Origin of the sequence: Hymenobacter gelipurpurascens, assembly GCF_900187375.1 — a bacterium.
In the GTDB taxonomy this organism is placed as follows: Bacteria; Bacteroidota; Bacteroidia; order Cytophagales; family Hymenobacteraceae; genus Hymenobacter; species Hymenobacter gelipurpurascens.
Genome location: NZ_FYEW01000001.1, coordinates 201,082 through 227,438 on the forward strand (window position 1 = coordinate 201,082; position 26,357 = coordinate 227,438).

A 26,357-nucleotide genomic window follows, 5' to 3' on the forward strand; every position below is an offset into this window, starting at 1 on the left:
CCGAATCGGCTGGTAATTCTTATTCTGAGTGGCCTAAGAAGCAGGATTCGTGGCCTTGCCAGTCAGAATCTCCAAACGCTGCTACGCCGGTGCCATGGGCGCTACTACGCGCTGGTACTGCCGTTCGGCAAAGTCGCGGAGTAGCACAAAGGCCAGATCGGTTTCCGTGTCGTCTTCGGTAAACTGATTGCCATAAATAACCCGGTCGGCGAGGCCCAGCGCCAGGCGCACATCGGAGTCGTTCTGGTAGTGCGCCACAATCTCGCGGGTCGTCAAGCTATTGATGGCGTTGTTTTCGAGGTTGGAGAGGTAGTTTTTCCAGAGCGTAATGGCGCGCTCCATGTTGGTGAGCGAGCGGGAAAGCGTGAAGCGCTCTACGTGGCGGGCATATTGGGCCAGAAAGTAGACGTGGTTTTTCCGGAGGCGGTAGCGGCGGTAGCGCAGCCGCAGCTTGCGCCGAAACCCGAGCACAATGCCCCCAGCCAGCAGCAACAACGCCACCGTTCCGGCTATCCAATAGGGGTAGTTAAAAGCAGGCTCCACGGGCAGTGCGCGCAGGTTTTGACGCAATGCCGGCGTTTGGCCGGCCGGCGCCAGCGGCGCTGTGCGCACCAGCCGCAGCTGAGCGGGGGCCGAGGCAATGGTAAGCGTATCTCGGCCGCTAAGCAGCGTGATAGGCAAGCTCAGGCGCTGCACCGAGTTGAGGGCGAAGGTACGCAGGCGGTACACAGTGCGGTCGGTGCTGCGGCCCTGCCGAGTGCGCGTGGGGCTGTAGCGCTTGCTCACAAACTCAAAAGGCGCAAACTCGGCCGATGAATCAGGGAAGATGACCTCTAGGCCAGGAGCATGCTGATAGAGCAGCTCATATTCCACTAGCTCACCCACTTTGGCTGAGGGGCGCAGGAAACGGCCTTTTGGCAGCGTATCCGTAGGGGTTTGAGCCGTAGCCGTGAGGTTAGCCAGTAGCAACAGGGCTAGGCCAGTGGTCCACTGCGCCAGGAAAGAGCGGAGGAACTTACCCACGGCCGCCCCGTTGGTTGCGCTGCCGAAACAGCCGAACCAGCTGCGGAATAAAATCGGTGTCGGTAGCAATGGAAAGGTATTCGGTGCGGTGGCGGCGGCAAATCTGGCCGATTTGCTCGCGGTTTTGCTCGTAGGTGGCGCGGTACCGCTCCCGAAACGACTGGGCCGAAGTATTTACCCACACCGTCCGGCCCGATTCCTGGTCGTGGAGCGGAATGATGCCCAGCGGCGGAAACTCCCGTTCCCGCTTATCCAGCAGCTGCAACACCACCAGATCGTGTTTGCGGGCCAGCATGGTCAGCTCCCGCTCGTAATTGGTGTCAATGAAATCGGAAATCAGGAGCACAATAGTGCGGCGTTTCAACAGGCCTAGGGCTTGCTTTATGCCAGCTCCTACGGCCGTTTGGCGGCTTTCGGGCTCCAGCGAAAACAGCCGTTTGATGAGGGCATACGCGTGCCGGATGCCTTTGCCGGGGGGCAGATAGAGCTCTTTCTGATCAGAAAAAGCCAGAATACCGAGCTGGGCATCTTGGCGGGCGGCCGCTAGGGCCAGCACCCCGCAAATTTCGCGGCCCACATCCAGCTTGCGGCGGTTGGCGGCCCCTACTTTCTGCGAGCCGCTCACGTCCAGCAATAAAAGCACCTGCTGCTCGCGTTCTTCCTTGTAGGTTTTCACGAAGGTGCCGTGGCCCTTGCTGGATACGGCCCAATCGATGGCGCGCACCTCGTCGCCGTACTGGTAGAGGCGCACGTCGTCGAACTCCAGGCCAGTGCCTTTGAAAACCGAATGAAAGTTTCCCTGCAGTTGCGCGTCCACCGTTTTCAGAATACGGATTTCCATCTGGCGAAGTCGCCGGACGAGCTGCTGGAAGGGAGAAGGCGTGGCAGGATTCATTTGGGCTAAAACTACGCGTTCCTCCTAACTTTGCGGCTGTGAAAAATCGTTTTGTACTTCTACTGTTTCTCCTGAGTGGTATCGTCGGGGCCTGTCAAAAGCCCGAAGATGTAGTGCCGCCGCGCCAGCTGGTGCCCCAAAACAAGATGGTGAGCCTGCTCGCGGATATACACATTCTGGAGTCTCGTGTAGATGCTGCCGCCCTGCCCACCGACTCGGCCCGGGCCCTGTTTCGGCAGCAGCAGCAGCAGCTGTTTAAGCGCTACGATGTCACGGATTCCTCGTTTCGGCAGAGTTACCGCTATTACGCCGTGCATGGCAAAGACCTTGACGACATCTATAAAACGGTGGTAGACACGCTCAGCAAGCGCGAAATCCGGCTGGGCGGCCACCCAGAGTAGGCACTCTAGGCCACTCCTTTAGTGCAGTCGGCTGCCATTAGGCACCGGCACCGGAAACGAAGCCAGTACGATGTGCCCAACGGCGTCGGCCGCGCCCGTTACCAGCACTTCCGACATAAAATTAGCAATCTGGCGTGGCGGGAAATTGACCACGCACAGCACCTGCCGGCCTATTAGGTCGGTGGGCTGATAATGATGCGTGATTTGAGCGCTCGACTTTTTGTGGCCTAGCTCCGGGCCGAAATCAATGAGCAGCTGATACGCAGGCTTGCGAGCCGCCGGAAACTCCCTGGCTTCCAGAATAGTGCCCACGCGCAGATCCACGCGCTCAAAGTCAGACCAGGTTATCATGCAGTGCTGAAATTGTGAAATGGTGAGTTTAATGGTTCTACTGGCCTAAACGGCGCCAGTTGCGCAATCTGCGCGAAATGAACAGCAAACTCACTATTTCACCACCTCTCTATTTCACTTATTTGAGCGCAAAGGCCTCAAACTGCTGAAGCTTCTGCTTAGTCTGCTCTTCCCAAAACTGCTGGCGCGGAATGTTCAGGCCGTGGTTGGTATCCACGTCGTACTTGGCTTCTTCGCGCTGCCATTCCAGAAACGCGAGCTTCGTGATGTTGTTGAAGGCTGGCTGCAGGTGCAGGCAATCCAGCTTCACGAGGCTCAGCTTCTGGCGCAGCTTTCGGGTGTGCAGCTCCGTTATATCGAAGTGCAGCTGCTCGTGCCGGAGTAGGTTGGGGCTGGCCGTGGCGGGGTTACGCACCCACGACTCAGTAGGCACAAAAATGGCCCGCACCTGCGCCGAGAACTGGTAATCGATGCAGCCCACTTTGGCATCGATGGTGGAAGAGGTAAGGGCCGCCAGCCGGTCGGTATTGGGGCGGGCCTTGAAATCCTCCCACGTCAGGCGGCGGTCGGCGCGCCACTCGATGGTGGTAGGGGCTGCCGCAGGGGCTGGTTTGGCCGCTGTGGCTGCGGGCGTGGTAGGGCCCTGCAGCAGTCGGCCCAGGGAGCTCAGCAGGAGCAGCGGAATGGAAAAAGTCGACAGCATCAGCGACAGATACGATTCAGTAGTAAAGAAACCGGGCAATCAAAACCACCAGAGAGCCCAACAGTTTCAGGAGCATCAACGGCTAACCGAGGTGCTATAGTACGTTGCCAAGGCCGTGGTAATGTAGTGGCCTAACGCACGATGGCTACTACTTCGTTCAGGTGGGCTTTGGCCAGCATCTGGCTGCGATGGCGGAAGCGCAGCAGCAACAGGCCCGCCACCAACGTAAGCCCCGTAAGCAGGCCCAGCCAAACGCCCGTAGCGCCCATGCCCAGCGGGAATCCCAGCACATAGCCCAGGGGCAGCGCCGCCGCCCAGTAGGCCAGCAGGGCCACCACAGAGGGTATTTTTACATCTTCCAGGCCGCGCAACGCCCCCAGTCCCACCACCTGTAGGCCATCGGAAACCTGGAAAGCAGCCGCAATAAGGAGCAGGGAAGCCGCCTGGGCAATTACGGCGGGGTCGTGGTTGTAATACTGCGGAATGTAGTGGCGGCCTACAATCAGCAGCAGACCCATTAGGCTCATGAATGCAAACGTGATGACGTAAGACGCAAAGCCGGCCTGCCGGGCTTCTTCGGGATGGCCGGAACCGCGCAGCTTGCCTACCCGAATGGTGGCCGCCGCCGCAATTCCGCTGGCGGCCATGTACGTGACGGAAGCCACGTTGATAGCAATTTGGTGAGCCGCTAGCTCCGTAGCGCCCAGCCAGCCAATCATGATGGCGGAGAAGCTGAACGCACCCATTTCAAACATCATCTGCACACCAATTGGTGAGCCCAGGCCTAGCAGGCGGTGCAGTCCGGCTGCATCGGGCCACAGATTGAGGGCGGCAGCCTCGCGGTAGGGGCGCACCCGCACGGCCACCAACACGTAGGCAGCCATGAGCACCGCCATCAGGGTGCGGGCAATGACGGTAGCCCAGGCGGCGCCAATCATACCCATTTCAGGAAAGCCGAATTTGCCAAAGACCATAGCGTAGCACAAAAAGGCATTGAGCAGGTTGGCCTGCACCGAAAGCAGCATGGCCTGGCGCGTGAGGCCCAGCCCCTCGGCGAATTGCTTGAAGCCCTGAAACACCATGAGGGGCAGCAAGGACAGAAAAATCACCCGAATCCAGGGAGCAGCAAGGGCAGCCACGGCGGGTTCCTGCTGCAGATACGGCAGAAACGGCGGCAACAAGAGGCCTAGGCCACCCAGCACCACTCCGGCCACCGTGCATAGCCATACGCCGTTCACGAGCAGGCGCCCCAGTTCCGCTACATCGCGGCGGCCATCGGCGGCGGCTACCAGCGGCGTAATGCCCATGGCCAGCCCCATCCCGAACACCATCACGACGGTGCAGACGCTCACGCTCAACGATACGGCCGCTAGCGCTACCTTACCCGTTTGGCCTACCACCATACTATCGCACACGTTTACCAACACGTGCCCGAGCTGGCTGAGCATCACAGGATAGGCTAAGTTGAGGGTAGGACGAAGGTGGGAGCGAAGGGCAGAAAGAGGCATAACAGCAGCATCGAAAAACGCCGCAAAGGTACCACTCCTGGGCTGAGCAATAGGTAAAATAATGGGGCAGTGGCCTAGCGGGCTTAACAAGGAAACGGGAACCCTTTTTCTGCTACCAGGCCACTATGGACCTCCGCTCAGCTTTCCAATGCGCGACGTATGCGGCCCACTGCCTCCTGCAGCAAGGGTTCCGGCACGGCATAAGAAATCCGCATGAAGCCCGGTGCTCCACAGCTGGTGCCATCTACCACCTCTACTCCGGCCTGCCGAAAACGGGCAGTAAGCTCAGCCGCAGCTTTAGCCGGAGGTAGTGTGGCATTGAGGTACGCACGGAAGTCGGGGAAGGCGTAGTAAGTGCCTTCCGGCTGCGTGGCGGGCACCTTCGGGATAGAGGCCAAGCCAGCCAGCAGCACCGGCCGCGTGGGCCGCAACTGCTCCAGCAGGCCCGCTGCAATACCAGAAGTGCCCAAAGTGGCGGCCAGCGCTGCGTACTGATTGGGGGCTGGAACGGCCACGCTGGTAGCAAATTGCCAAGCCGTGCAGGCCGCTGCTACTGCCGCCGGGGCCACCAGGTAGCCCACGCCCCAGCCAATAAGCGCCAAGGATTTCGAGTAGCCATTAACTACCAGGTGCCGCTCCTGCGGATCTGGAAAGTCCAGCAGCGACGGCACCGGCTCAGGACCAAACGTGATGAGGTTGTAAATCTCATCCGACACCACATAAAGGTCTGGAAAGCGACTGGTTACTTCCAGCACTGCCGCTAGCTCGGCCCGGGTATACACCCGGCCGGTGGGGTTGTTGGGGTTCGAGAGGAGCAGGATGCGCGTGCTCGGCGTGATGGCTGCCTCCAACCGGGCAGGGTCTAGTGCGTAGTTGTCTTCCGCAGCAAGAGGTAAGTGCCTGACTTGCCCTCCGGCGCGCTCAATGAGCTGCGAAAAGCCAAACCAGTTAGGCGTTGGCAGCAGCACTTCATCGCCGGGGCGCAACAAAACGCTGAACAACGCAAACAAAGCTGATTTCGCGCCTGGCGTTACAACTACTTGTTCAGCAGATACAGCAGACGCGGTGCCTGGCCGCTGGTACTGTTGCGCCAAGGCCTCACGAAGTTCCGCTAGGCCACCTGCCGGACTAACAGGCAACGGCCCCGCCTGAATAACACGGATTGCGGCTTCCGCCGCTTCAGAAGGAACCGGGAAGGTGCCATAGCCTGAGGCTAGGCTAATCAACTCCTGCATACAAAGAGGATGGTTTCAGGGCAAAAAGTTGGGGCAGCCACGCAAGGTACTGGCCTAGGCCGGTAGGCCTCTATCTTCGGCTAAAAAGTCAGCGGCCGTGGCATCCAATCCAGTGTGATGCAACCACGGCCGCTAAAGAAATAAGGGAGGCGAGTGGCCTAGCCGGTGCCAACACTGGGTGCCCGTCCGTTCTTAGCTTTGAGGTGCCAGCACTACATCGGAGAAGAAGGCCCGCTCATCCGTAAAAAACTCCTGCATCCGGAAGCCCGCTTCGGCGGCCAGTGTTTCGATGAGGGGCTTGGTAAACTTGTAGGAGTTCTCCGTATGAATCATCTCCCAGGCGGCAAACGACACGCTTTCTTGCAGGGCCGCGAAGTGCACGGTTTGGGCTTTGGTACTTACCAGGAAAGAGCGTACGGCGCCCGTCAGCGGGTCGTAGTCAGTGTAGTGCTGCCAGTTGGCTACGTCGATATCGGCCTGGAGCTCCCGGTTGAGGCGGTGGAGCAGGTTGAGGTTGAAGGCGGCTGTTACGCCCTGCGCATCATCGTAGGCCGCCCGGATCTGCCGTGGGTCCTTCTGTAAGTCGAAGCCAACGAGCAGGCGGTCATCGGAAGTCAGGGGTTGGCGGAGCCGCCGCAGGAAGGTGTGGCGGTCGGCGGGCAGGAAGTTGCCGATGTTGGAGCCCAGAAATAGTACTGCCTTCCGGCCCGGCCGCGAGGCCATGAGCGTGAGGGCATCGGCATAATCAGCCACCACGGTTTCTACGGCCAGGTCAGGCAATTCGGCTTGCAGGGCTGCAGCCAGGCCATCGAGCGCGGCCGTTGAAATATCCACGGGTACATACGTGAATTTCGCTCCCGTATCCAGCAGATGACGCAGCAGGATTTTGGTTTTAAGGCCGTCGCCGGCGCCCAGTTCCATCAGGTAAAAATGCTCATCGGTGGAGGTGGGGCGCAGCGCCGCACAAATGGCCGCGCGGTGCGTGGTGAGCAGCCCAAACTCGGTACGCGTGGGGTAATATTCTGGCAATGCCATGATGGCCTGAAAGAGCCGGCTGCCTTCATCATCGTAGAAATACATCGACGACAAGGTTTTGAAAGGCTTGCGCAAGCCTTCGCGCACATGGTTGGCGAGGCTGGAAGTAGCAGCAGCAGGAGCAGCTGAATCGGAGGCAGCCGGAACCGTCGCGAGCAGAGAAGTCATAAGGAGCAGAGTGGCCTACACGAGGTAAGCAGTGGGAAGAGAGGGCCGAAGAATAGGAGAGAGGAAGCTCCAGCCGCTAAAATATACGTAAGCGCAACCGTATCCGGCTTTAGCGAGCCAGCCGGATACCCGTAAACTGCCAGCGCTTATCGGCGTGAAAGAAGTTGCGGTAAGTAACTCGGATGTGGCTTTCCGGAGTGGCGCAGGATCCGCCGCGCAGCACCAGCTGGTTGACCATAAACTTGCCATTGTACTCGCCAAGTGCTCCGGCGGCGCGCTGGTAGCCGGGGTAGGCGTGGTAGGCAGAGTAGGTCCATTCCCACACGTCGCCGAGGAGCTGGTGGCACTGGTGGGCAGGTGCCGATGGAGAAAGTGGCTGCGGGTCGAGCAGGCCGCTTTCCAGGAAAGTGCCGCCCTCGGGTGTAGCGCCAAAGTGGCGGGCGGCAATTTCCCATTCCTGCTCGGTGGGCAGGCGGCATCCGCGCCACTGCGCGTAGGCGTCGGCCTCATAAAAGCTCACGTGGGTAACCGGGGCTGCCATTTCTACCGGCACCAGCCCATGGTGCGTGAAACGGTGCCAGCCCGTTTCGTGCTTCACCCAGTAGAGCGGCGCGGTCCAGTGCTGGCTTTGCACCAGGTCCCAGCCTTCGCCCATCCAGTAGCGGAAATCCTGGTAGCCGCCGGCCTCTATAAATTCCAGAAACTCGGTGTTGGTCACAAGGCGATTCTGCAGCTCAAAATCGGCTACATAAGTTTCGTGCGGTGCCAGCTCATTATCAAAACAGAATCCCTCGCCCTCAAACCCAACCCGATGCACGCCGCCCGGCACAGGCAGCCACGCTACGGCAGGTGCGGCAGTTTGGGGCTGCCGCGCCGGAGCCGGCTGATAGGCCGGAGCCAGCGGGCTTGTACTCAGGATGTATTTGATATCGGTAGCCAGTAGCTCCTGGTGCTGCTGCTCGTGCTGCAGGCCTAGTTCCAGAACTTCGCCGAAGGCTGCCGGCAGCGTGTCATGCAGGGCCAGGAGCTGCTCCATGTGGGCATCTACGTGGTTGCGGTAGGCATATACATCCTGGAGAGGTGGCCTAGAGAGCGTGCCCCTGTCGGCGCGGTTTACGCGCGAGCCCAGGGAGTTATAGTAGGAGTTGAACAGGAAAGCGTAGTCGGGATGAAAGACCTCGTAGCCTGGCAGGTATTCGCGCAGCAGGAACGTTTCCCAGAACCAGGTGGTGTGGGCCAGGTGCCATTTCGGCGGACTCACATCAATCATGGGCTGCACCACGGTATCCTCGGGTAGCAGGGGGCGGCAGAGGTCCACGGATTGGCGACGGATGGCCTGAAAGCGTGCCAGATGCGAAGGAAGCGCAACAGCAACGGGGGCAGCAGATGGTGAGGCAGTGGACATGGCGATGAGAGTAGAGCGTATGCTGAGTAACTACAAACCCCAGCTTCTGGTTACGGGCTATGGGGGTAAAGATTGCCACATAGTAGGCGCGCCTTCGTATAGGAAGTGTTATTTCGCCGGGCAAACAATTTTTGGCCGGCGCACTTGTAATCGTTCGGTTTCCTGTCCCAACCCTTGCCCGCATGCTTCAGCTGAGTACTTCCCGCCGCGCCCTGCAGTTCAACTTCCCGGCCCGCACCTCGCGCGGAGCCCTCACGGAGCACGTGGCCCACTATCTGCAACTTTATGATAGTGCCCGTCCGCACGTAGTAGGCCTGGGCGAAGCGGCTCCGCTGGCAGGCCTTAGCCCCGATCATCGCCCCGACTTCGAAGCAACCTTAGAAGGATTCTGCCGGGAGTTTAACCGGCGCCAACTGCGGGGGCTGTTGCCCGAGGAAGCCGCGGCACTTGTCGGGCCGGAGTGGCCTGCTTTGCGCTTTGCCCTGGAAACGGCCACGCTGGATTTGCAACACGGCGGCCGCCACTGCCTCTACGACAACGCCTTCAGCCGCGGCGAGGCCGGTATTCCTATCAATGGCTTGGTCTGGATAGGCGATGCCCCATTTATGCGCCAGCAAATAGAGAAGAAGCTGGCCGAAGGCTACAATTGCCTCAAGCTGAAAATAGGTAGCCTGGATTTCGAAACTGAACTGACGCTGCTACGCGAAATACGCGCCGTGGCCGGCCCCGAGCAACTGACGCTTCGGGTAGATGCCAACGGCGCCTTCCGCCCGACTGACGCGCTGCAGAAGCTGGAGCAACTGGCGGCCTTCAACCTGCATTCTATTGAGCAGCCCATTGCGGCCGGCCACTGGAAAGCCATGGCGGAGGTGTGCCGCCAGTCGGCGGTGCCGGTTGCGCTGGATGAAGAACTTATTGGCGTGACGGATACCGAACAACGGACTGCTCTTCTGGAGCAAACGCAACCCGCCTACATCATCCTGAAGCCTACCCTGCTAGGTGGCCTAGGTGCCTCTCAGGAATGGATAACGGCTGCCGAGGCGCACGACATTCAGTGGTGGCTGACTTCGGCGCTGGAGTCCAACATAGGCCTGAATGCGGTTAGCCAGTTCGCGGGCTCGTATGCTCAGCCAGGGTTTCCGCAGGGACTGGGAACCGGGCAGCTTTATCATAACAATGTGGCAGCGCCCCTGCGCATTGAGGCCGGGGCGCTGCACTACGCGCCGCAAGGAACCTGGGAACCGCTCGTTCCGGAAGAGGCCTAGGCCAGTATTGCGCAAGAAAACCTCAGGTGTTAACTTAATGATAGAATACCAATAAACTGATTGACAGCTGCTTAGCCGGGCTGGGTTTGCTAGGCCACTGCGGCGGCCAGAGACCGATACAAGAGGCAGGTTTTTTACCTAACTTACCCGGCTTGCACATCTCTCCTATGCCTCTGCGCTGCGTGTTTAGTTGGCTGTTTCTGGGCCGATTACGGCCGGGATGGCTATGCGCAGGTGCCGCCGCTTTTCTACTGTTGCTCCTGAGCGGTGCCAGCCCACTGCAGGCGCAGCCGGGCCCCTTCCGGTTCGAGAACCCGAAACAGACCAAGGTCCGGGTGCCGGCATTTATGCAGCGCAACCTGGTAATAATTCCGGTGCAGCTGAACGGGCAGGGGCCGTTCAACTTTCTGCTTGATACAGGCATCAGCAGCTCCCTTATCACCGACCCCAAAGTGCGTCAGCAGCTGCGCTTGCGCACCAAGGAGCGGTATATGATTTCCGGTGCCGGGGAAGAGGAGCCCCTAGAGGCCTACCGCGTAGATAGTGTGCGTGTGCAACTCAAAGGCATAGACTGCCCCAGACTGTCGTTTCTGAGTCTTTCGAATGATGTATTGAACCTCTCGGGCTACGTGGGCATGCCCATTCATGGTCTGCTTGGGTCGGATATCTTCCGCAGTTTTGTGGTGGAAATCAGGCCCCAAGACCAACAAGTCGTCTTTTATACTCCCACATCGTACAAAGTGCCCCGGGGGCGGCAGTGGACAAGTATTCCCTTGGATATCGAAGGCAACAAAACCTACGTCACGCTACCCGTCACGCTCAGCGACTCCCTGACGATACCCCTGAAACTGGTGCTGGACACGGGGGCAGGGCATGCACTTTCCATAGAAACCACTTCCGATCCGCGGCTGAAGGTGCCGGCAAAAAACCTGCGCACCCAATTGGGGCGGGGACTCAATGGGTACATTAATGGGTACCTGGGCCGCGTGCAGGCATTGCACCTGGGTAAATACAAAGTGCCTGCTTTGCTGACTTCATTTCCGGATGCCGCCGATGTGGCCCAGCGGGCCGATGTGTTCCGCAACGGCAACCTGGGGTTTGAGCTGCTGAAGCGTTTTGTCGTGGTCATCGACTATACCCACAACCGCCTGTTGCTACGCCCCAATATCACGTTCCGGGAGCCGTTTGAGCACGATATGGCCGGTTGCGAGATTGTGGCCTCTGGTTCGGAGCTGCGGCGCTACTTGTTCGCGCGCATCATGCCCGACTCGCCGGCTGCGGTAGCCGGCCTGCAGGCCAACGACGAGCTGGTTTCCGTCAACCTGATTCCTGCTTCTCAGCTCAATCTCACCCAAGTTAGCAACCTGTTCCGCTCCTACGATGGGCGTATTATGCTGCTGGTCGTGCGGCGGCCTTCGGGCAAGCTCTTCACGGCTGCGCTCCGGCTGCGGCGCCAGATCTGACGTACTCTTACTGGCCTAGGAGGCCTACAGGGCATCCAACGCTCACCCGTAGTCGGTGGGCTTCCTGCATAAATTGCCTACATTAGAAACTCCGCACCTCTCCCCATCCCGCCCAATGTCCACGGCTTCTCCGCCCTCCGCGCTGCCCCAGCCGACTTCCGCTATTCTGGCGAATCAGCACATCTACTCCGATTATTTTGATGAGGAATTTGTAGAAACGCTGGATCGGAACATTCTGCAGCTCCTGGATCGGGTGTGGTTTCGGTCGCAGCTCGTTGGGTTTGATGATTTTCCGCAGCGCAACAACCCTGAGCGGCCCCTGCTTTTTGCCTCCAACCACTCGGGTATGGCTTTCCCTTGGGATGCCATTGTGGCCCTTTCGCACATGTGGCGCCGCCTGCCCGACCTGAGCAACCTGCCTAGGCCACTCTCGGCGCCCATGCTGTCGCAATCGGTGCTCATGAACCCGTTTCTGGTCAAGAATTTCTGGAAGAAAAGCGGCTGTGTAGATGCTACCACGCTCAACTTCGAGACGATGATGTTCTACAACGACCACAACCTGATGCTATATCCGGAGGGGGTGCCGGGCATCGGGAAGGGGTTCAACCGCAAGTACAAGTTTCAGCGCCTGGCCACCAGCATTGTGCGCCTGGGCATCCAGCACCGCACCGATATTGTGCCGTTCTACACCATCAACGGCGAATACCTGAACCCCTACACCTACAGTTGGGAATGGATAAACCGGATCAGTAAGAAAGTGGGCATTCCGTTTATTCCGGTAGGGCCCATTCTGCTGATGGTGCTGCTGCAGCCCTGGTTTTTCTATATGGCGTATCCAGCCAAGCTCACCTTCGTACTGGGCACCCGCATCAAGCCCTATGAGCTCACCGATAAGCCTGCCGAAGACCTCTCCCGCGCCGATTACGAAGCTCTGTCGGAGGAAGTGCGGCGGCGCATGCAGCGCGAAATGGACGCCGCCGTGCAGGAGCATGGGCAGCAGCCCTACCGCTGGCGCGAGCTGTGGCAGCGCATGAAGGAAAACCGCCGCTTCTTCCCGTTTTTCCTGCCCTGGGCCTGGCCAGCGCTGTTCCAGGAGTTTGAGCGTCAATACGTGCTTAACGGCCGCCGCGACTTCGATCTGGATTTGCGCAGCCCTGGTGCCTACTGGCGCATGATTTGGCGCAATCCGTTCACCCTCACCTTCTTTATTCCCGTATTAGGCTGGATTCCGATTGCCATTCGAGGGTACCGCGGCCATCGGCTCGGCGACAACTCAAAATAGCCAAATTCCCCCCCCTTCGGAGTACAAAATAGGCTGATAGCAGAAATCCGCTTCGAGTCTGCCATGCCGCATTGCCCAATACTTTTACCTACTCTCTGATGCCCTCCACCCAGCATCTGCTTCTGAAACAGTTTATTACAGCCGCTACCAGGCCTTTAGCCCGAAACCGCCCCCGGCTTTCTACCATGCGACTGGCGGCTGAATTCCTGTCGCTGGGCCAGCTAATGCCCTGGAACGTGTTCCTGACTGATGTGAAACTGGAGGGTATGGCCGCCGAATGGGTGATACCAGCCGGGGCGCCTCTGGATCGGGTGCTGCTGTATCTGCACGGCGGCGGCTACGTGCTGGGCTCCCTGAACACGCACCGCAGTCTGGTAGGTACACTGGCCCAGCGCTGCAACCTGCAGGCCTTAGCCATCAACTACCGCAAAGCCCCCGAATACCCATTTCCAGCTGCGCTCGACGATGCGCTACTGGCCTACCGCTGGCTGCTTCAGCAGGGCTACCAAGCCCAGAATATTGTAGTAGCCGGCGACTCCGCCGGCGGTGGCCTGGCCCTGGCGTTGCTGCTGGCCCTTCGCGAAGCAGGAGAGCCCATGCCTGCTGCCGCCGTAGGCCTCTCCCCCTGGACTGATTTGGTGCTGCCGGCCCCCTTGCTGCGGCGAGTGGCGCACGAGGAAAGCCAAGTGCTGGAGGCGTTGGAAATACATAACTGGGGCGCTATGTATGCTCATCATCTGCCACTTTCGCACCCGCTGGTTTCGCCCGTACAGGCCGAGTTGCACGGCCTGCCGCCCTTGCTCATTCAGATTTCTGATGCGGAAGTGCTCGGCGAAGATGTAATGCGTTTTGCTGCCAAAGCCCAGGCGGCTGGGGTACCCATCACGCTGCAGGTGTTTGAAGGGTTGGTGCATTGGTGGCATCTGTTCTGGCGTTTCGTGCCCGAAGCGCGGCAGGCGCTGGATCAGGTAGCGGCCTTTACGCAAGCAGTTTGGGAAACCCAGGACAGACCGACGCTTCCTGTTGCGGCGGTGGCCTAGGCAGCTGTCCTAAGCCACTTTATAACAGCCATTAGCAATTCAAAAGGCGTTAGGATGAATCAAAATAAAAAGTTAACTCTCAGTCTCAACTATATAGCGTTCCTTTTGTAGGTTTGCTGAAATTAGTAGGCTTGCATACTAATTTTGGCTTCCGCCATCAGTGACCTCGCTTTCTCATCCTTTTTCCCACTTTTCTTTAATCAATCCGTCTTATGGAAGACCTGTTTAAGAAGTTCATCAATGCTGGCGTTGGCCTTGTTTCGCTCACGAATGACCGGGTGCAGAAAACCATCGATACGCTGGTGAAAGAAAGCAAGCTGTCGGAACAGGAGGGAGCCCGCATCATGGACGACCTAAAGAAAAACACCGATACCAAGCGGCAGGAGATGGAAAAGCAGTTCCAGGGCCTGGCTTCCCGCCTGATGAAAGGCGCTGGCCTAGCCACCAACGCCGATGTAGAGGAGTTGAAGCGCACCGTGAAAGGCGGTAGCAAAGCGTCTGCTCCGGCTGCCAAAAGCGCTAGCAGCAGTGCCAGCGCGAAAAAGCCAGCTGCTGCTGCCAGCAAAGCCGCTGCACCTGCTAAGAAGGCCCCTGCTGCTAAGCCGGCCGCTAGCGCCAAACCAGCTGCTCCCAAAGCTGCAGCCGCCAAGAAGCCAGCTCCTAAAGTGAGCGGCAACACTACTTCGGCTGGCTCCTCCGACGGCGGCAATTCCTAATATAGTGCCTTACAAAGTCAGAAACCCCTTTTTGCTCCTGGCGAACGGGGTTTCTGACTTTGTAGCGCTGCCCTGGAGTTGGCCGGAAATGCGTGGGGCCACATCCCTCTCAAATGGCTTTACAGAGTAGTAATATCCATCCGCTAGGCCAGTATCTTCGTCCGCATAAGCTGCGCTGACTATGTTTAAAAACACGATTTCTAACCTCACCCGGATCCGGCAAGTGGCGGAGGTGCTGATTCGCTACGGCTTCGAGGACGTGGTGACGAGCACGGCCCTTCGGCGGCTGGTGCCGAAAAGCCGGCGGAAATCGTGGCAGGAGGGGGAGCACACCGTGTTCGAAACCACCCGCTGGCAGCGCATTCGCATGATTATCGAGGAGCTGGGCCCTACCTTCATCAAGCTGGCCCAAGCCCTGAGCAACCGCGCTGACTTGCTGCCACAGCCCCTAATTGACGAGTTTGAGAAGCTGCAGAGCAATGTGCCGCCCTTCCCTGCTGTCCAGGCCCGCCAGATTATTGAGCAGGAGCTAGGCCACCCGTTGGAAGAGGTTTTCCTGGAATTTGAGGAAGAAACGCTCGGCTCGGCCAGCATCGGGCAGGTGCACAAGGCCCGTCTGCTCACCGGTGAGGTAGTGGTGGTAAAAGTGCAGCGCCCCGGCGTGCAGGAAAAAGTCCGCACCGATCTGAGCCTGCTCCACGAGCTGGTGCGGCTCACGGCGCCTTTTCTGCGCAAACAAGGCCTTTCCAACCCCCAGGATATTGTAGACGCGTTTGAGCGCAGCATGACCAAGGAGCTAGATTACAACTCCGAGGCGCGCAGCATGGAGCAGTTCCGCAAGCTCTACGAGAGCTACGATACCTTCTACATTCCGAAGCCGTATCGGGAGCTGAGTACTAGCAAGATGCTGGTAATTGAGTACGTGAGCGGCTGCAAAATCACTGACAAAGCGCAGCTGTTGGAGTGGGGCTTAAGCCCGGAAAAAGTGGCTGAAACCGGCATGGATATTTACCTGACTCAGATTTTCGAGTTCGGGTCGTTCCATGCTGATCCGCACCCCGGCAACGTGCTGGTGCGCCCCGATGGCACGCTGGTACTCATCGATTTTGGGATGGTAGGCCATTTGCCCAAGCAGCAGAAATACGCCTTTGCGGGCGTATTCATCGGGATGGCGCGGCAGGATGCGCGCAGCATGGCGCTCAACTTCCGCCGCCTCGCCCTCACGGCGGAAATTCCGGATATGCGCGCCTTCGAGGCCGATCTGGCCCAGCTCATCGATGACTTTGCGACGCTGGAAGTCAAGGAGATGAGCATGTCTGATTTGGCCGATGCACTGCAGGGCGTCATCTACCGCTACAAGCTGCAGGTGCCCGGCGCCGTGTTCCTAATTCTGCGCGCCCTCGTGATTCTGGAAGGCATTGGCAAAGTGCTGCACCCGCGCTTCAACACCTTCGAGTTTGTGCGGCCCTACGGTGCCCGCATCGTAGCGGAGCAATACTCCCCCGAAAACATCCTCAGCGAGGCCCAATACACCGGCGCCCAACTGCTGGCCCTTCTCCAGACCCTGCCCACGGATCTGCGCCAGATCATGCGCAAAATCTCGCGCGGTGATTTGCGTGTGCGCGTGGAATTGAGCGGCTACCAGCTGCTCCTTCGCAAAGCCGACCAGCTGGTAAGCCGCAGCATCTTGGCTGCCATTTCCGTCGCCATGATTCTGTTCGCGGGCCTGAGCCTGCTAGGCCACTACCCGGCCGGGCAGATGCGTTATTTCCGCGGCCTACCCCTCGTGACGTGGTACAGCCTCGGCATTGCGGCGTTTCTGCTGCTTATCCTCTTCATCCTGGGCACCAAAAATGAGCGCCGTCGGGAATAACAGTCTACCTATTTTTCGAACAGAGCATACCCCCCCGCTTGCAAACCGAAGCTATTCACATCAATTAAGCGCTGATACATAGCTGCAAGTTTTACCTCCTACCGATTGCCGGCTGGCAGCAGAATAAGAAAAATGCCAATACGTAAAATCGTACCATTTAATCGGTATAGAAGGATGAAGGGATAGTGTTGGATAAACATAGAAAAAAGCCTGAACTACATAGTTCAGGCTTTTTGTGTATTACAAATAAAGACAATTTTATTTCAGGTTCATGTCCTCAATTATCCGCTGGATTTTCTCACCAGCCAGGCGATCGGCAAGGTCAAAGTCAACGGCTGATTTCAGGGGCTCGCGCACGCTGAAGTAGAACTTGATTTTGGGCTCAGTGCCGCTGGGGCGTGCTGAGATTTTGCTGCCGTCTTCCAGAATAAACTGGAGCACGTTGCTGGCTTCTAGGCCAGTCTCCTGCTCTAGGCCAGTACGCAGGTCCCGGATTTTGCCGGTCTGGTAATCGCGCATTTCCACTACGGGCAGGCCGGCAATGGTAGTAGGAGGCGTGGTGCGCAGGTCGCGCATCATCTCTTGAATTTCCTCGGCGCCACGCTGTCCTTTCTTGGTCAGCGAAATCAGGTGCTCTTTGTAGAAACCGTAGGTCAGGTACATGTGCACCATTTCCTGGTAGAGCGTGTGACCGTTGTTTTTAGCTACTGCGGCCATTTCCGCTAGTAGGGCACAGGCCGAAATAGCATCCTTGTCGCGTACGAAGTCACCGATCATGTAGCCGTAGCTTTCCTCGCCACCCCCAATGTAGTTCTGCTCTCCTTCCAGGTCGCGGATGATGCCGGCAATGTACTTGAAGCCCGTGAGCGTCTGGTAGGCCGTAACGTCGTTGGCGCGGGCAATATCGCCAAGCACATCGCTGGTTACGATGGTATAGACGATGAAGTCCTTATCGGTCATCTTGCCGGCGCCTTTGCGGGCCGAGAGCAGGTAGTGCGTGAGCAGGGCGGCGGTCTGGTTGCCGTTCACCAGCACCCATTCACCCTTCAGGTTCTTCACCGCAATACCTACGCGGTCAGCATCAGGGTCGGTGGCGATAACCAAGTCAGCGTCGAGCGCCTTGGCTTCATCCAGGGCAATCTGCATGGCCACCTTTTCCTCGGGGTTCGGCGACTGTACCGTAGGGAAGTTGCCGTCGGGGGTGGCCTGGGCCTGTACTACGTGCACGTTGGTAAAGCCCAACTGGGCCAGCGCCTGCGGAACCAGCGTGATGCCCGTGCCGTGCAGGGGCGTGTACACAATCTTCAGATCGTGCTGGCGCTGAATAGCTTCGGGGTTGATGCTCAGCTCTTTTACTTTCGTCAAGTAGGCGGCGTCCAGCTCGGCGCCAATCAGGTGGATGCGTGAGTTATCGGCCTCAAACTTTACCTCACTTACGGATTGAATAGCATTGACCTTCTGGATGATGTTCTTGTCATGCGGGGCCACTACCTGCGCGCCATCATTCCAATACACCTTGAAGCCGTTGTATTCCTTAGGGTTGTGCGAGGCCGTAACCACGCAGCCACTCTGGCAACCCAAGTGCCGAATGGCAAACGAAAGCTCCGGCGTAGGGCGCAGGGCTTCAAACAGAAATACCGTGATGCCATTGGCCGAGAAAATACCCGCCGCGATGCGCGCAAATTCCGAGCTGTTGTTGCGAGAGTCGTGAGCAATGGCCACCTTAATTTCCTGGCCCGGAAACTCCTGCAACAGGTAATTGCACAAGCCCTGCGTGGCCATGCCCAGCGTGTAGCGGTTCATGCGGTTAGAGCCGGCGCCCATGATACCGCGTAGGCCACCTGTGCCAAACTCCAGGTTGCGGTAAAAGGCATCAGACAGGAAATCCTCCTGATTCTGGGCCACCATTCCCTGGATTTCGGCGTGCGTATTGGCGTCGTAGCTGTCAGTGAGCCAAGTATTGATTTTTTGCTGGATTTCGGGGGTAATAGCCATAGTAGGTGTTGGAAGGAAGTGGGTTCTGAGAACGGGAGTAAAGAAAAGAGGTTTTCTCCGGCATTGCGAGCAACGCGAAGCAATCCTTCCTTTTAGAAGGCAGGATAAGTAATGTCAAGCAAAGCCCCTACTCCCAGGCGGAAATAGGGGCTTTGGTGATGATAGCTTCGTTACGAACTCAGGCTCGCAATGAACGGCGCAGCAGTGGCCTAGAGGTTGCCGCGCAATGCTTGCTCGCGCTCAATGGCCTCGAACAACGCTTTGAAGTTGCCTTTGCCGAAGCTCTTGGCACCTTTGCGCTGAATGATTTCGAAGAACACAGTAGGGCGGTCTTCCACAGGCTTTGTGAAAATCTGGAGCAAATAACCTTCTTCGTCGCGGTCTACAAGCAGGTTCAGGTTACGGATGCTGTCGAGGTCTTCGTCAATGTGGCCTACGCGGTCCAGCAGGTCTTCGTAGTAGGTGGCAGGCACCTGCAGAAACTCTACACCGCGGCGGCGCAGCTCCGTTACGGTTGTGCGGATGTCGTTGGTGATGAGGGCCATGTGCTGTACCCCAGGCGAGTGGTAGAAATCGAGGTATTCCTCAATCTGGCTCTTCTTCTTGCCTTCAGCGGGCTCGTTGATGGGGAATTTCACGAAGCCGTTGCCGTTGGAAACCACCTTGCTCATCAGGGCTGAATACTCCGTGCTGATGTCGTCGTCGTCGAAGGTGATGAGCAACTTGAAGCCCATTACGTCCTCGTAGAACTTCACCCACTGGTTCATTTCGCCCCAGCCCACGTTGCCAACGCAATGGTCTACTACCTGCAGGCCTACGGGCGCGCCCTGCGGAATGCCGCTGGTTTTGGCCACAAAGCCGGGCAGGAAAGGCCCCGAGTATTTGCTGCGCTCCACAAAGGTGTGGATGGTTTCGCCGTAGGTATAGATGCCGGCCATCGTCACCTCACCGTGCTCATCGGAAATGGTGTAGGGCTCGAAAGCGGGTTTGGCGCCGCGCTTAGTGGTTTCTTCGAAGGATTTGCGGGCATCGTCAACCCACAACGCCATCACCTTCACGCCGTCGCCGTGCTGGGCTACGTGGCGCGTGATGTCGGAATCGGGCAGGAGGGAAGTGGTCAGGACGAAGCGGATTTTGTTCTGCTGCAGCACGTAGCTAGCCCGGTCGCGTAGGCCCGTTTCGGGGCCGGCGTAGGCCACTAGCTCGAAGCCGAAAGCGGCCTGGTAATAGTAGGCCGACTGCTTGGCATTGCCGACGTAAAATTCCAAGTAATCAGTACCGTTGAGGGGCAGGAAATCGTGGGCGGGGTGGGCCTGCACGGCCGGCGAAGTCATCGTTTCCATGGATAGCTGCGGTTGGGTGGGATGGTGGATATGGTTGGGTAAAAATACGGGAATACCTGAATTGAAGCCGCCCTTTTCAGTCGAGAGGTCAAACCCATCGTACTGCTATGGGATTTTCCGGAAACCTACGCACCTTTGCGGTGCACCATTTCGATTACCCGTAGCTATGAACAAGGAGGACCTCAACCGCGCCCTCGTCGCGCTTATCGAGAAGAAACAGGTGTTGCATGAACTGGCCTACGACGACGCCCGCTACGATGACGTGGAGGAAGAGCTGCATGACCTGGAAGACGACTTCAACGAAGAATATGGCCCTTTCCTGGAGGCGGCCCTGGAGAAAGTGCACAACGACCTGAACTCCGATACCGACGTGCTGCTGCCCACAGCCTACCTGCCTTCCAGCACCGGCGGCAAACCCTCGCCCAAAGAAGGCGTTTGGGTTGACTCGGAAAAGTACCCCGGCAAGGAAGCCCGCATCACGCTGATTCCGAACCCCACCCGCATCGTACTGACAGTAGGCAAAGCCGTGCAGCAAGATCTCTGGACGGCATAGAAGAACTGTTAGGCTGACGTAAGCTTTGATAAAAAAGAACGTCATGCTGAGCTTGTCGAAGCATCTCTACCGAACGAAACAGCGCGGTAAAGATGCTTTGACAAGCTCAGCATGACGTTCTTTTTCGTTTAACCATTCTGAGAATACTTCCACACTATGCTTTACCGCATTGCTACCGCAACCGATTGGCAACAGGCCCAGCAAACCGGCCTTTTCGCAAGCGCCGACCTTGCTGCCGAAGGCTTTATCCATAGCTCTGAGCAACACCAGATTCTGGAAACGGCCAAGCGCTATTACGTAGGCCAGTCGGGGCTGGTGCTGCTGGAGTGGGATGAAGATGCACTGGCAGCAGCAGGGGTGCGTGTGAAGCGGGAGTGGGTAGAAAGCCGGCAGCAGCATTTCGCTCACCTATTTGCTGCCGTGCCACTGGCGGCGGTGCGGCGCGTGTGGCCGTTTGTAGTAGGTCCCGATGGAACGGCCACATTGCCGGTTGATCTGTAGGCCACTGCTGCCACCGATTTCCACACGAAAAAGCCCAACTGACAATTTCAGTTGGGCTTTTCTACAGAAGTTAAGTGGCCTACACGAACTCAGCTAGCTCCAGCCACCGCTCGCCTTTGGAGTCGAGGTCCTGGTCGGTGCGCTTGAGCTGGGCGGCCCAGTCAGCTAGCTCCTGGTGGTTGCCGGCGCCGGAGTTGAGCTTCTCGATAAGCTGCTGCTTCAGAATTTCGAGCTGCTCAAGTTCCTTTTCCAGCGTTTCGTACTCCTTTTTCTCCGCAAAGGAAGCCTTGCGCTTCGGGGTAGCTGGAGCGGCAGCGGGCGTAGGCGGCACGGCCACCGGTGCAGCCGATGCGGTGGCTTTCGGTGGCCTAGCAGCAGTTTCAGCGTCCTGGTCTTTCTGCCACTCACGGTAATCGGTGTAGTTGCCGGGAAACTGACGGATATGCCCGCCGGGCTCTAGGGCAAACACTTGCTCCACCAAGGCATCCATGAAGTACCGGTCGTGCGACACGATGATCAGGCAGCCCTGGAAGTTGAGCAGGAAGTCCTCCAGAATATTAAGCGTGATGATGTCGAGGTCATTGGTCGGTTCGTCAAGAATCAGGAAGTTCGGATTCTTGATGAGCACGCGCAGCAGTTGCAGTCGGCGCTTTTCGCCACCACTCAGCTTACTCACCAACGTGTACTGCTGGGCCGGCGGAAACTGGAAGTGCTGCAGAAACTGCGAGGCCGTCACCTGGGTGCCGTCGGCCATTTCTACTACTTCGGCCACTTCCTTCACAATGTCAATCACGCGCTGCGATGGGTCGAACTCCAGTTCGTTCTGGGTGTAGTACCCAAAAACGGTGGTCTGGCCCGCATCTACCACGCCGGAATCGGGCGTGAGCTTGCCCGTGAGCATGTTCAGCAGCGTTGATTTGCCGGCGCCGTTCGGGCCAATCAGGCCAATACGGTCTTTCTTTTTAAAGACGTAACTGAAGTCATCCAGCACCACCTTGCCACCGAACTCCTTGTGCAGGTGCTCTACCTCAATGATTTTACCGCCCTGGCGGGTGGTTTTCACCGAAAGCTCCATTTCGGGGCCTTTGATGCGGCCTTTGGCTTTTTCCTGCGTGTCGTAAAACGCGTCGATGCGGGCTTTTTGCTTGGTACCACGGGCCTGGGGCTGGCGGCGCATCCACTCCAACTCTTTGCGGAGCAGGTTGCGGGCCTTCTCCACTTCCACGGTTTCCATCTGCTCGCGCTCGGCCTTCTTCTCCACAAAATAGGAGTAGTTGCCCTGGTAGCGGTGCACACGGCCCTGGTCCAGCTCTATAATTTCGTTGGCTACTTTATCCAGGAAATAGCGGTCGTGGGTCACCATCAACAGCGTAAGCGAAGGCGAAGCCAGCCGGTTTTCCAGCCACTCAATGGTAGCCAGGTCCAGATGGTTGGTGGGCTCGTCGAGGATCAGTACATCGGGCTCCTCAATGAGCACGCGGGCAAGGGCCACGCGCTTACGCTGGCCACCCGAGAGCTTACTCACGGGCCGTTCCAGCAAATCGCCGAGGATGCCGAGGCGGCCCAGGATCTGCTTTACTTGCGCCTCGTAATCCCAGGCATTGTAGGTGTCCATCAGCTCCATCACCCGTTGCAGGTCGTTGGAGGAGTGGTTGGGGTCATTAACTACGTGCTCGTAGTCGCGGATGGCGGCAAGCGTATCGTTCTGGCTGGCGAAGATGGTTTGCTCCACATTCAGCGACTCATCGAATACGGGCTGCTGGCCCAGAAAAGACACCCGGATATCCTTCCGGACGCTTACTTCGCCCGTATCGGGTTGCTCCAGGCCCGCCAGAATGCGGAGCAAGGTGGTTTTGCCGGAGCCATTGATGCCCACCAGCGCCACGCGCTGACCTTGTAATAGGCCAGTATTCAGATCCCGGAACAGCCACCGGTCGGCATAATTTTTTGAGAGATTCTCAGCAGACAGCAAATTCATAGCTGCAAAGGTACGATTGGTGAAATTGTGAAGTGGTGAAATTGTGAGTTGGCCGTTCTGTTGGGGCGGCTGGCGCTACTGGCGCGGTCTAGGCCAGTAGAAATCCAACTCATCATTTTACTACCTCATCGCACGCAACTGGTAAAGACGACAATGGAACCCGCATGCACGCAGGTGGGCTCGCTCTGCTGGGTTAAAGCCCTCGAACCCATACGCCGGGAAAGAGAAAAAATGCGGTGCATCAAAGACTAGTCTGGCCCCGGTCGGAGGAGGAACGAAGCCACATGATTCTGTGGAAAGCCAGAAGGGATAGGTGAAGTTGATGAGCACATACGAAGCTCCGGAACCCGCTGCCCTGGTAGTGGCTGCCGGGGGAGGGGCAAAGTCCCAGCCGTGCGGAACGGCGCTTTCATTGAGATAGGTAAGACTATCCTTGGGCTGCACGTTGTGCGCTGCGAGAATATCGCGAGGATAGGTAAGGGGCAGGAATTGCTGCAGGAATTGCCCGAACTGTCCCAGCGTCACTATAACTAGCCCTGCTAGGCCTATCCGGCGGGCTGATGGAGGCAGGGCAGCAAAAGCCGTGACGGCATACAGTACCAGAAAAGGAATGAAGAAGTGCACGATGCGCCCGTAGAAAACAAAGCTGTGCGCGAAGTACACAAGTATCGCATGCAGCAGCCACAAACCCAGCGGCAACAGGCCTAGCGTGCGCATAACCGACTTTGCAAGCGGGCTTTGTGTGCGTGCAAGCAACCAGGCACCTGGCAACGCAGTTAGCAACAACAGCAGCCCCATTACGCCTTCTGCCTGCCACAAATACTTCCCGATAAACGAGAAGCCTTCAGTAAAATCTCCTTGGGTGATGGTAGAGGAGATACTTTGCAGGGAGCGTAAGTAGGAAATATGGCCATAGCGCGTGAGTGCCTCCAGGGGAAGCACCAACGCCAACGCCCCTGCCAAGCTACCCGGGAACCCCTTCCACCAACTGCGCCAAGGCAAGCGAATCAGCAGCAAACTACCTAAGAGTAAAGGCGCGAAGTAATAGCCCGGATAAACCGCCACCGTCAGTAGGCTCAGTAGGCCAGTGGCCAAACCCAGCCGAAATGGATGAACCGTTGAGTGAGGATTGGTGAGGTGGCCTAGCGCCAGCAGCACTATCCCCAGTGCCATATCATAGGGCAGCAAATGCCGCACATACATATTGGTGCTGGCTAGCGCAGCGTATACCAGCACCGTCATAAGCGCCAACTGCTTCGACTGCCAGCGGCGCGCTAAGTGGTACAACAGCAGCGCGTTGCCGAGCAATACCAGGTAGTTCATGAGCTGGGGCAGCCGCAACGAAACCGGGGTATCTGGTGCGGGGCCGCCCATCTGGTGCCACACCACCTGCAGCGCCGCAACAGGCAGGCGCAACAGCCCATCGGCGGGACGGCCCTGGGTATCGGCCAGGTGTAGGCAGGCCTGTTCCAGGTTTCCGGCCACAAGTTGTTCTATGGCCTTTACTGACTCCAGATAGCGTTCCTCATCAGGAAAAGCCAGGGCGCCGCCGTTGGCCAGGAGCGCCAGACGAGCCAGCACCACCAGCACCAAGAGGCCTAGCAGCGCCGGTGTAAGGCCGCGACGAAAGACACGTGTCGCGGTGGCCAAAAAATCAGACATGCAAGGGCAGAAACGAACGAAAGTCTAAAGCACGCGCACCCGATCCATGTGCAGCTCGTCCCGTAGAATTTCCAGACCACGGTAGGCCAGTGGCCTACCGGTGTTGTGGGTCAGGTCGCCACCATCGGCGTGCAGGTAGGCCACATCCAACACTAGTTGGGTGTATTTACGCTCGCCCAGTTCAATGGCAATGGGGCGGCCCCGAGTGGAATCGAACGTGGCCAGAGCCTGATCTATTTCCTCCAGAATCTTACTCATGGGGCCAAGATAGGAAAATGAGTGGAGGCGCAAACACGTTATAAGTCAAGTTTGCCACCGGCTCAGCATGCCAGCATCCGGCGCAACGATGTACCTTCGCAGGGTTATGGCTTCAACTGCATCAGAAGTATCCTTGCGCCCCATTGGCGTTTTCGACAGCGGAATTGGCGGACTCACCGTGGCCCGGGCCGTCAGCCGGGTGCTGCCCCACGAGCGGCTCATCTATTTCGGCGACACGGCTCACCTGCCCTACGGCGACAAAAGTACGGCAGCCATCCAGGCTTACTCCGTCAAAATCTGCGACTTACTGCTCAAGCAGCAGTGCAAGCTTATTCTCATTGCCTGCAACTCTGCTTCGGCGGCGGCCTACGAGCTGGTGCGCGAGTATGTGGGCTCCAAAGCACGCGTGCTTAATGTCATTGACCCGATAGTGGCCTACGTAGGCCAAGCCTACGCCGGGCGCACGGTAGGCCTCATCGGCACCAAGCAAACCGTAAATTCCAACGTCTACAAAAAGAAAATCGACGATTTGGATGTTGGTGTTCAGCTGCAGTCATTGGCCACCCCGCTGCTGGTACCCATGATTGAGGAAGGATTCTTTGAGAATAATATCAGCGACAATATTATCCAAACGTATCTGACCAACCCGGCACTTCAGGGCATTGAGGCGTTGGTGTTGGGCTGCACGCACTACCCCTTAATTAAGGAGCAGATTGCGGAATTTTATAAAGGGCATGCTGAAGTGCTGGATGCCTCCGATGTGGTTGCTGAGCACGTAAGGCACTATCTGGAGACGACAGGGCTGGCCGCACAACCTTTGCCTACGGCACCGGTTCACCACTTCTACGTATCAGATTTTACCCGTTCGTTCGAGGAAAGCACCCGTATATTTTTTGGGCAGGAAGTGCATCTCGAACATTATCCGCTGTGGGAGTAGACGCTTTTTGCACGCAGTTATCGTTTAAGAAATAGTAACACCAGGCCTACGTACTCTACCCTCATGAATAAGCCCTATTTCCCTCTCGGCGACTGGCGTCGGAACGTCTTGCTGGTAGCCGCTGCGGCCAGCTTAGGCCTAGGCCTACCCGCCTGTTCCTCCGGCACCGATTCTGATTCTTCTGCCTCCAATGGCGATTGGAGCGACGGTGACTCGTACTCTGAAGGCGTGATTACGGAGATGACCGAAGTGAAGCCTGGCGACTGGAAAATCACGGCTGAGAAGCCGGCTGGTAAGGAAGAAGTGGCCGCTATTCTGAAGCATTTTGATGGCAAAGTAGATACGCTGCAAGGGCAGGCCTTACAACAGCAGATGCAGAACTACAGCCGCCGGAATCCGGAAAACCGGGTCGGAAGCATCGGCATGATGGATGTGCTGATGTGGAGTGGCATTGGGTATATGGCTGGCCGTTTCCTTACGCCCCAACCTTCCTATTACGCCAATCCGGGCGTTGTGCAGCAGAACATGGGCTGGCGCGGTCGGGTGGCACAGGAGCGGGAGCAGGGACGGGGCTTCTTCGGCCGTGGATTTTCCGGTAGCCGTACTTCACCATCAGGCAGTGGGGTCCGGCCCAGTACTACCGTTACGCGTAGCACGGGGTACGGCCGCAGCTCTATCCGGAGCAGTGCGCCACGCTCAGGGCGTAGTTCCGGCTTTGGCGGCCGGGGTTACGGTGGCCGTGGGTTTGGTGGATAATCAACACAAAT

24 protein-coding genes are annotated in these 26,357 nt (G+C 57.9%); 11 read left to right on the top strand and 13 right to left on the bottom strand.

Annotated features, from left to right (window positions below):
- Positions 1-81 precede the first annotated feature (81 nt).
- A complete protein-coding gene (locus CFT68_RS00900; RefSeq protein WP_088841547.1) occupies positions 82-1,023 on the bottom strand; it encodes a hypothetical protein in 942 nt (313 codons plus the stop codon).
- A complete protein-coding gene (locus tag CFT68_RS00905; protein ID WP_088841548.1) occupies positions 1,016-1,918 on the bottom strand; it encodes a DUF58 domain-containing protein in 903 nt (300 codons plus the stop codon). The genes CFT68_RS00900 and CFT68_RS00905 overlap by 8 nt, the downstream gene beginning before the upstream one ends.
- Before the next feature lie 38 nt (positions 1,919-1,956).
- Here CFT68_RS00905 and CFT68_RS00910 point away from each other — a divergent pair, with 38 nt between their 5' ends.
- Positions 1,957-2,319: a DUF4296 domain-containing protein gene (locus CFT68_RS00910; protein ID WP_088841549.1), complete on the top strand. Its 363-nt coding sequence runs from the start codon at positions 1,957-1,959 to the stop codon at positions 2,317-2,319.
- 18 nt (positions 2,320-2,337) lie between these two features.
- Here CFT68_RS00910 and CFT68_RS00915 read toward each other — a convergent pair whose 3' ends face one another.
- The 6 genes from CFT68_RS00915 to egtB form a co-directional block, all read right to left on the bottom strand.
- Positions 2,338-2,670 carry a tRNA-binding protein gene (locus CFT68_RS00915; protein ID WP_088841550.1) on the bottom strand — a complete coding sequence of 111 codons (333 nt, stop codon included), beginning with the start codon at positions 2,668-2,670 and terminating at the stop codon, positions 2,338-2,340.
- A gap of 118 nt (positions 2,671-2,788) precedes the next feature.
- On the bottom strand, positions 2,789-3,373 hold the full coding sequence (locus CFT68_RS00920; protein WP_088841551.1) for a DUF922 domain-containing protein: 585 nt from the start codon (positions 3,371-3,373) through the stop codon (positions 2,789-2,791).
- A gap of 131 nt (positions 3,374-3,504) precedes the next feature.
- The gene (locus CFT68_RS00925) at positions 3,505-4,881 is read right to left on the bottom strand and encodes an MATE family efflux transporter (protein ID WP_088841552.1); all 1,377 of its coding nucleotides are present in this window, start codon (positions 4,879-4,881) and stop codon (positions 3,505-3,507) included.
- A 137-nt stretch (positions 4,882-5,018) separates the two neighbouring features.
- Entirely contained in the window at positions 5,019-6,116 is a 1,098-nt protein-coding gene (locus CFT68_RS00930) for a pyridoxal phosphate-dependent aminotransferase (RefSeq protein ID WP_088841553.1), read from the bottom strand.
- Between the two features lie 192 nt (positions 6,117-6,308).
- Positions 6,309-7,319, bottom strand: coding sequence for an L-histidine N(alpha)-methyltransferase (gene egtD / locus CFT68_RS00935; protein WP_088841554.1), 1,011 nt, complete (start codon positions 7,317-7,319; stop codon positions 6,309-6,311).
- 109 nt (positions 7,320-7,428) lie between these two features.
- Positions 7,429-8,724: an ergothioneine biosynthesis protein EgtB gene (gene egtB / locus CFT68_RS00940; RefSeq protein WP_088841555.1), complete on the bottom strand. Its 1,296-nt coding sequence runs from the start codon at positions 8,722-8,724 to the stop codon at positions 7,429-7,431.
- A gap of 182 nt (positions 8,725-8,906) precedes the next feature.
- On the opposite strand from egtB, the gene CFT68_RS00945 reads away from it, so the two are divergent.
- The 6 genes from CFT68_RS00945 (at position 8,907) to CFT68_RS00970 (ending at position 16,363) form a co-directional block, all read left to right on the top strand.
- Positions 8,907-9,989 carry an o-succinylbenzoate synthase gene (locus CFT68_RS00945; RefSeq protein WP_088841556.1) on the top strand — a complete coding sequence of 361 codons (1,083 nt, stop codon included), beginning with the start codon at positions 8,907-8,909 and terminating at the stop codon, positions 9,987-9,989.
- A gap of 152 nt (positions 9,990-10,141) precedes the next feature.
- Positions 10,142-11,452 carry an aspartyl protease family protein gene (locus CFT68_RS00950; protein ID WP_141106387.1) on the top strand — a complete coding sequence of 437 codons (1,311 nt, stop codon included), beginning with the start codon at positions 10,142-10,144 and terminating at the stop codon, positions 11,450-11,452.
- Between the two features lie 115 nt (positions 11,453-11,567).
- Positions 11,568-12,734, top strand: coding sequence for a lysophospholipid acyltransferase family protein (locus CFT68_RS00955; protein ID WP_245815242.1), 1,167 nt, complete (start codon positions 11,568-11,570; stop codon positions 12,732-12,734).
- A 98-nt stretch (positions 12,735-12,832) separates the two neighbouring features.
- The gene (locus tag CFT68_RS00960) at positions 12,833-13,774 is read left to right on the top strand and encodes an alpha/beta hydrolase (protein WP_141106388.1); all 942 of its coding nucleotides are present in this window, start codon (positions 12,833-12,835) and stop codon (positions 13,772-13,774) included.
- A 212-nt stretch (positions 13,775-13,986) separates the two neighbouring features.
- Positions 13,987-14,490, top strand: coding sequence for a phasin family protein (locus CFT68_RS21730; protein ID WP_088841559.1), 504 nt, complete (start codon positions 13,987-13,989; stop codon positions 14,488-14,490).
- A 181-nt stretch (positions 14,491-14,671) separates the two neighbouring features.
- On the top strand, positions 14,672-16,363 hold the full coding sequence (locus CFT68_RS00970; protein ID WP_088841560.1) for an ABC1 kinase family protein: 1,692 nt from the start codon (positions 14,672-14,674) through the stop codon (positions 16,361-16,363).
- Positions 16,364-16,621: 258 nt separating this feature from the next.
- Here the strand turns inward: CFT68_RS00970 and CFT68_RS00975 are convergent, their stop codons facing one another.
- Both CFT68_RS00975 and hppD read right to left on the bottom strand, forming a co-directional pair.
- Entirely contained in the window at positions 16,622-18,358 is a 1,737-nt protein-coding gene (locus CFT68_RS00975) for a phospho-sugar mutase (RefSeq protein WP_088841561.1), read from the bottom strand.
- 209 nt (positions 18,359-18,567) lie between these two features.
- Positions 18,568-19,701, bottom strand: coding sequence for a 4-hydroxyphenylpyruvate dioxygenase (gene hppD, locus CFT68_RS00980; protein WP_170934665.1), 1,134 nt, complete (start codon positions 19,699-19,701; stop codon positions 18,568-18,570).
- Between the two features lie 166 nt (positions 19,702-19,867).
- Between hppD and CFT68_RS00985 the strand changes: the two genes are divergently transcribed.
- Both CFT68_RS00985 and CFT68_RS00990 read left to right on the top strand, forming a co-directional pair.
- Positions 19,868-20,254, top strand: coding sequence for a hypothetical protein (locus tag CFT68_RS00985; protein WP_088841563.1), 387 nt, complete (start codon positions 19,868-19,870; stop codon positions 20,252-20,254).
- 156 nt (positions 20,255-20,410) lie between these two features.
- Positions 20,411-20,755 carry a DUF952 domain-containing protein gene (locus CFT68_RS00990; RefSeq protein ID WP_088841564.1) on the top strand — a complete coding sequence of 115 codons (345 nt, stop codon included), beginning with the start codon at positions 20,411-20,413 and terminating at the stop codon, positions 20,753-20,755.
- 79 nt (positions 20,756-20,834) lie between these two features.
- Here the strand turns inward: CFT68_RS00990 and CFT68_RS00995 are convergent, their stop codons facing one another.
- From CFT68_RS00995 to CFT68_RS01005, 3 genes are all read right to left on the bottom strand, one after another.
- Positions 20,835-22,733: an ABC-F family ATP-binding cassette domain-containing protein gene (locus CFT68_RS00995; RefSeq protein WP_088841565.1), complete on the bottom strand. Its 1,899-nt coding sequence runs from the start codon at positions 22,731-22,733 to the stop codon at positions 20,835-20,837.
- A gap of 120 nt (positions 22,734-22,853) precedes the next feature.
- Positions 22,854-24,395, bottom strand: a complete 1,542-nt coding sequence (locus CFT68_RS01000) for a hypothetical protein (protein WP_088841566.1) — start codon at positions 24,393-24,395, stop codon at positions 22,854-22,856.
- Between the two features lie 24 nt (positions 24,396-24,419).
- Positions 24,420-24,653 carry a hypothetical protein gene (locus CFT68_RS01005; RefSeq protein ID WP_088841567.1) on the bottom strand — a complete coding sequence of 78 codons (234 nt, stop codon included), beginning with the start codon at positions 24,651-24,653 and terminating at the stop codon, positions 24,420-24,422.
- A gap of 106 nt (positions 24,654-24,759) precedes the next feature.
- On the opposite strand from CFT68_RS01005, the gene murI reads away from it, so the two are divergent.
- Entirely contained in the window at positions 24,760-25,590 is an 831-nt protein-coding gene (murI, locus tag CFT68_RS01010; protein WP_088841568.1) for a glutamate racemase, read from the top strand.
- 63 nt (positions 25,591-25,653) lie between these two features.
- Positions 25,654-26,346: a hypothetical protein gene (locus CFT68_RS01015; RefSeq protein ID WP_088841569.1), complete on the top strand. Its 693-nt coding sequence runs from the start codon at positions 25,654-25,656 to the stop codon at positions 26,344-26,346.
- The last annotated feature ends 11 nt before the right edge of the window (positions 26,347-26,357 follow it).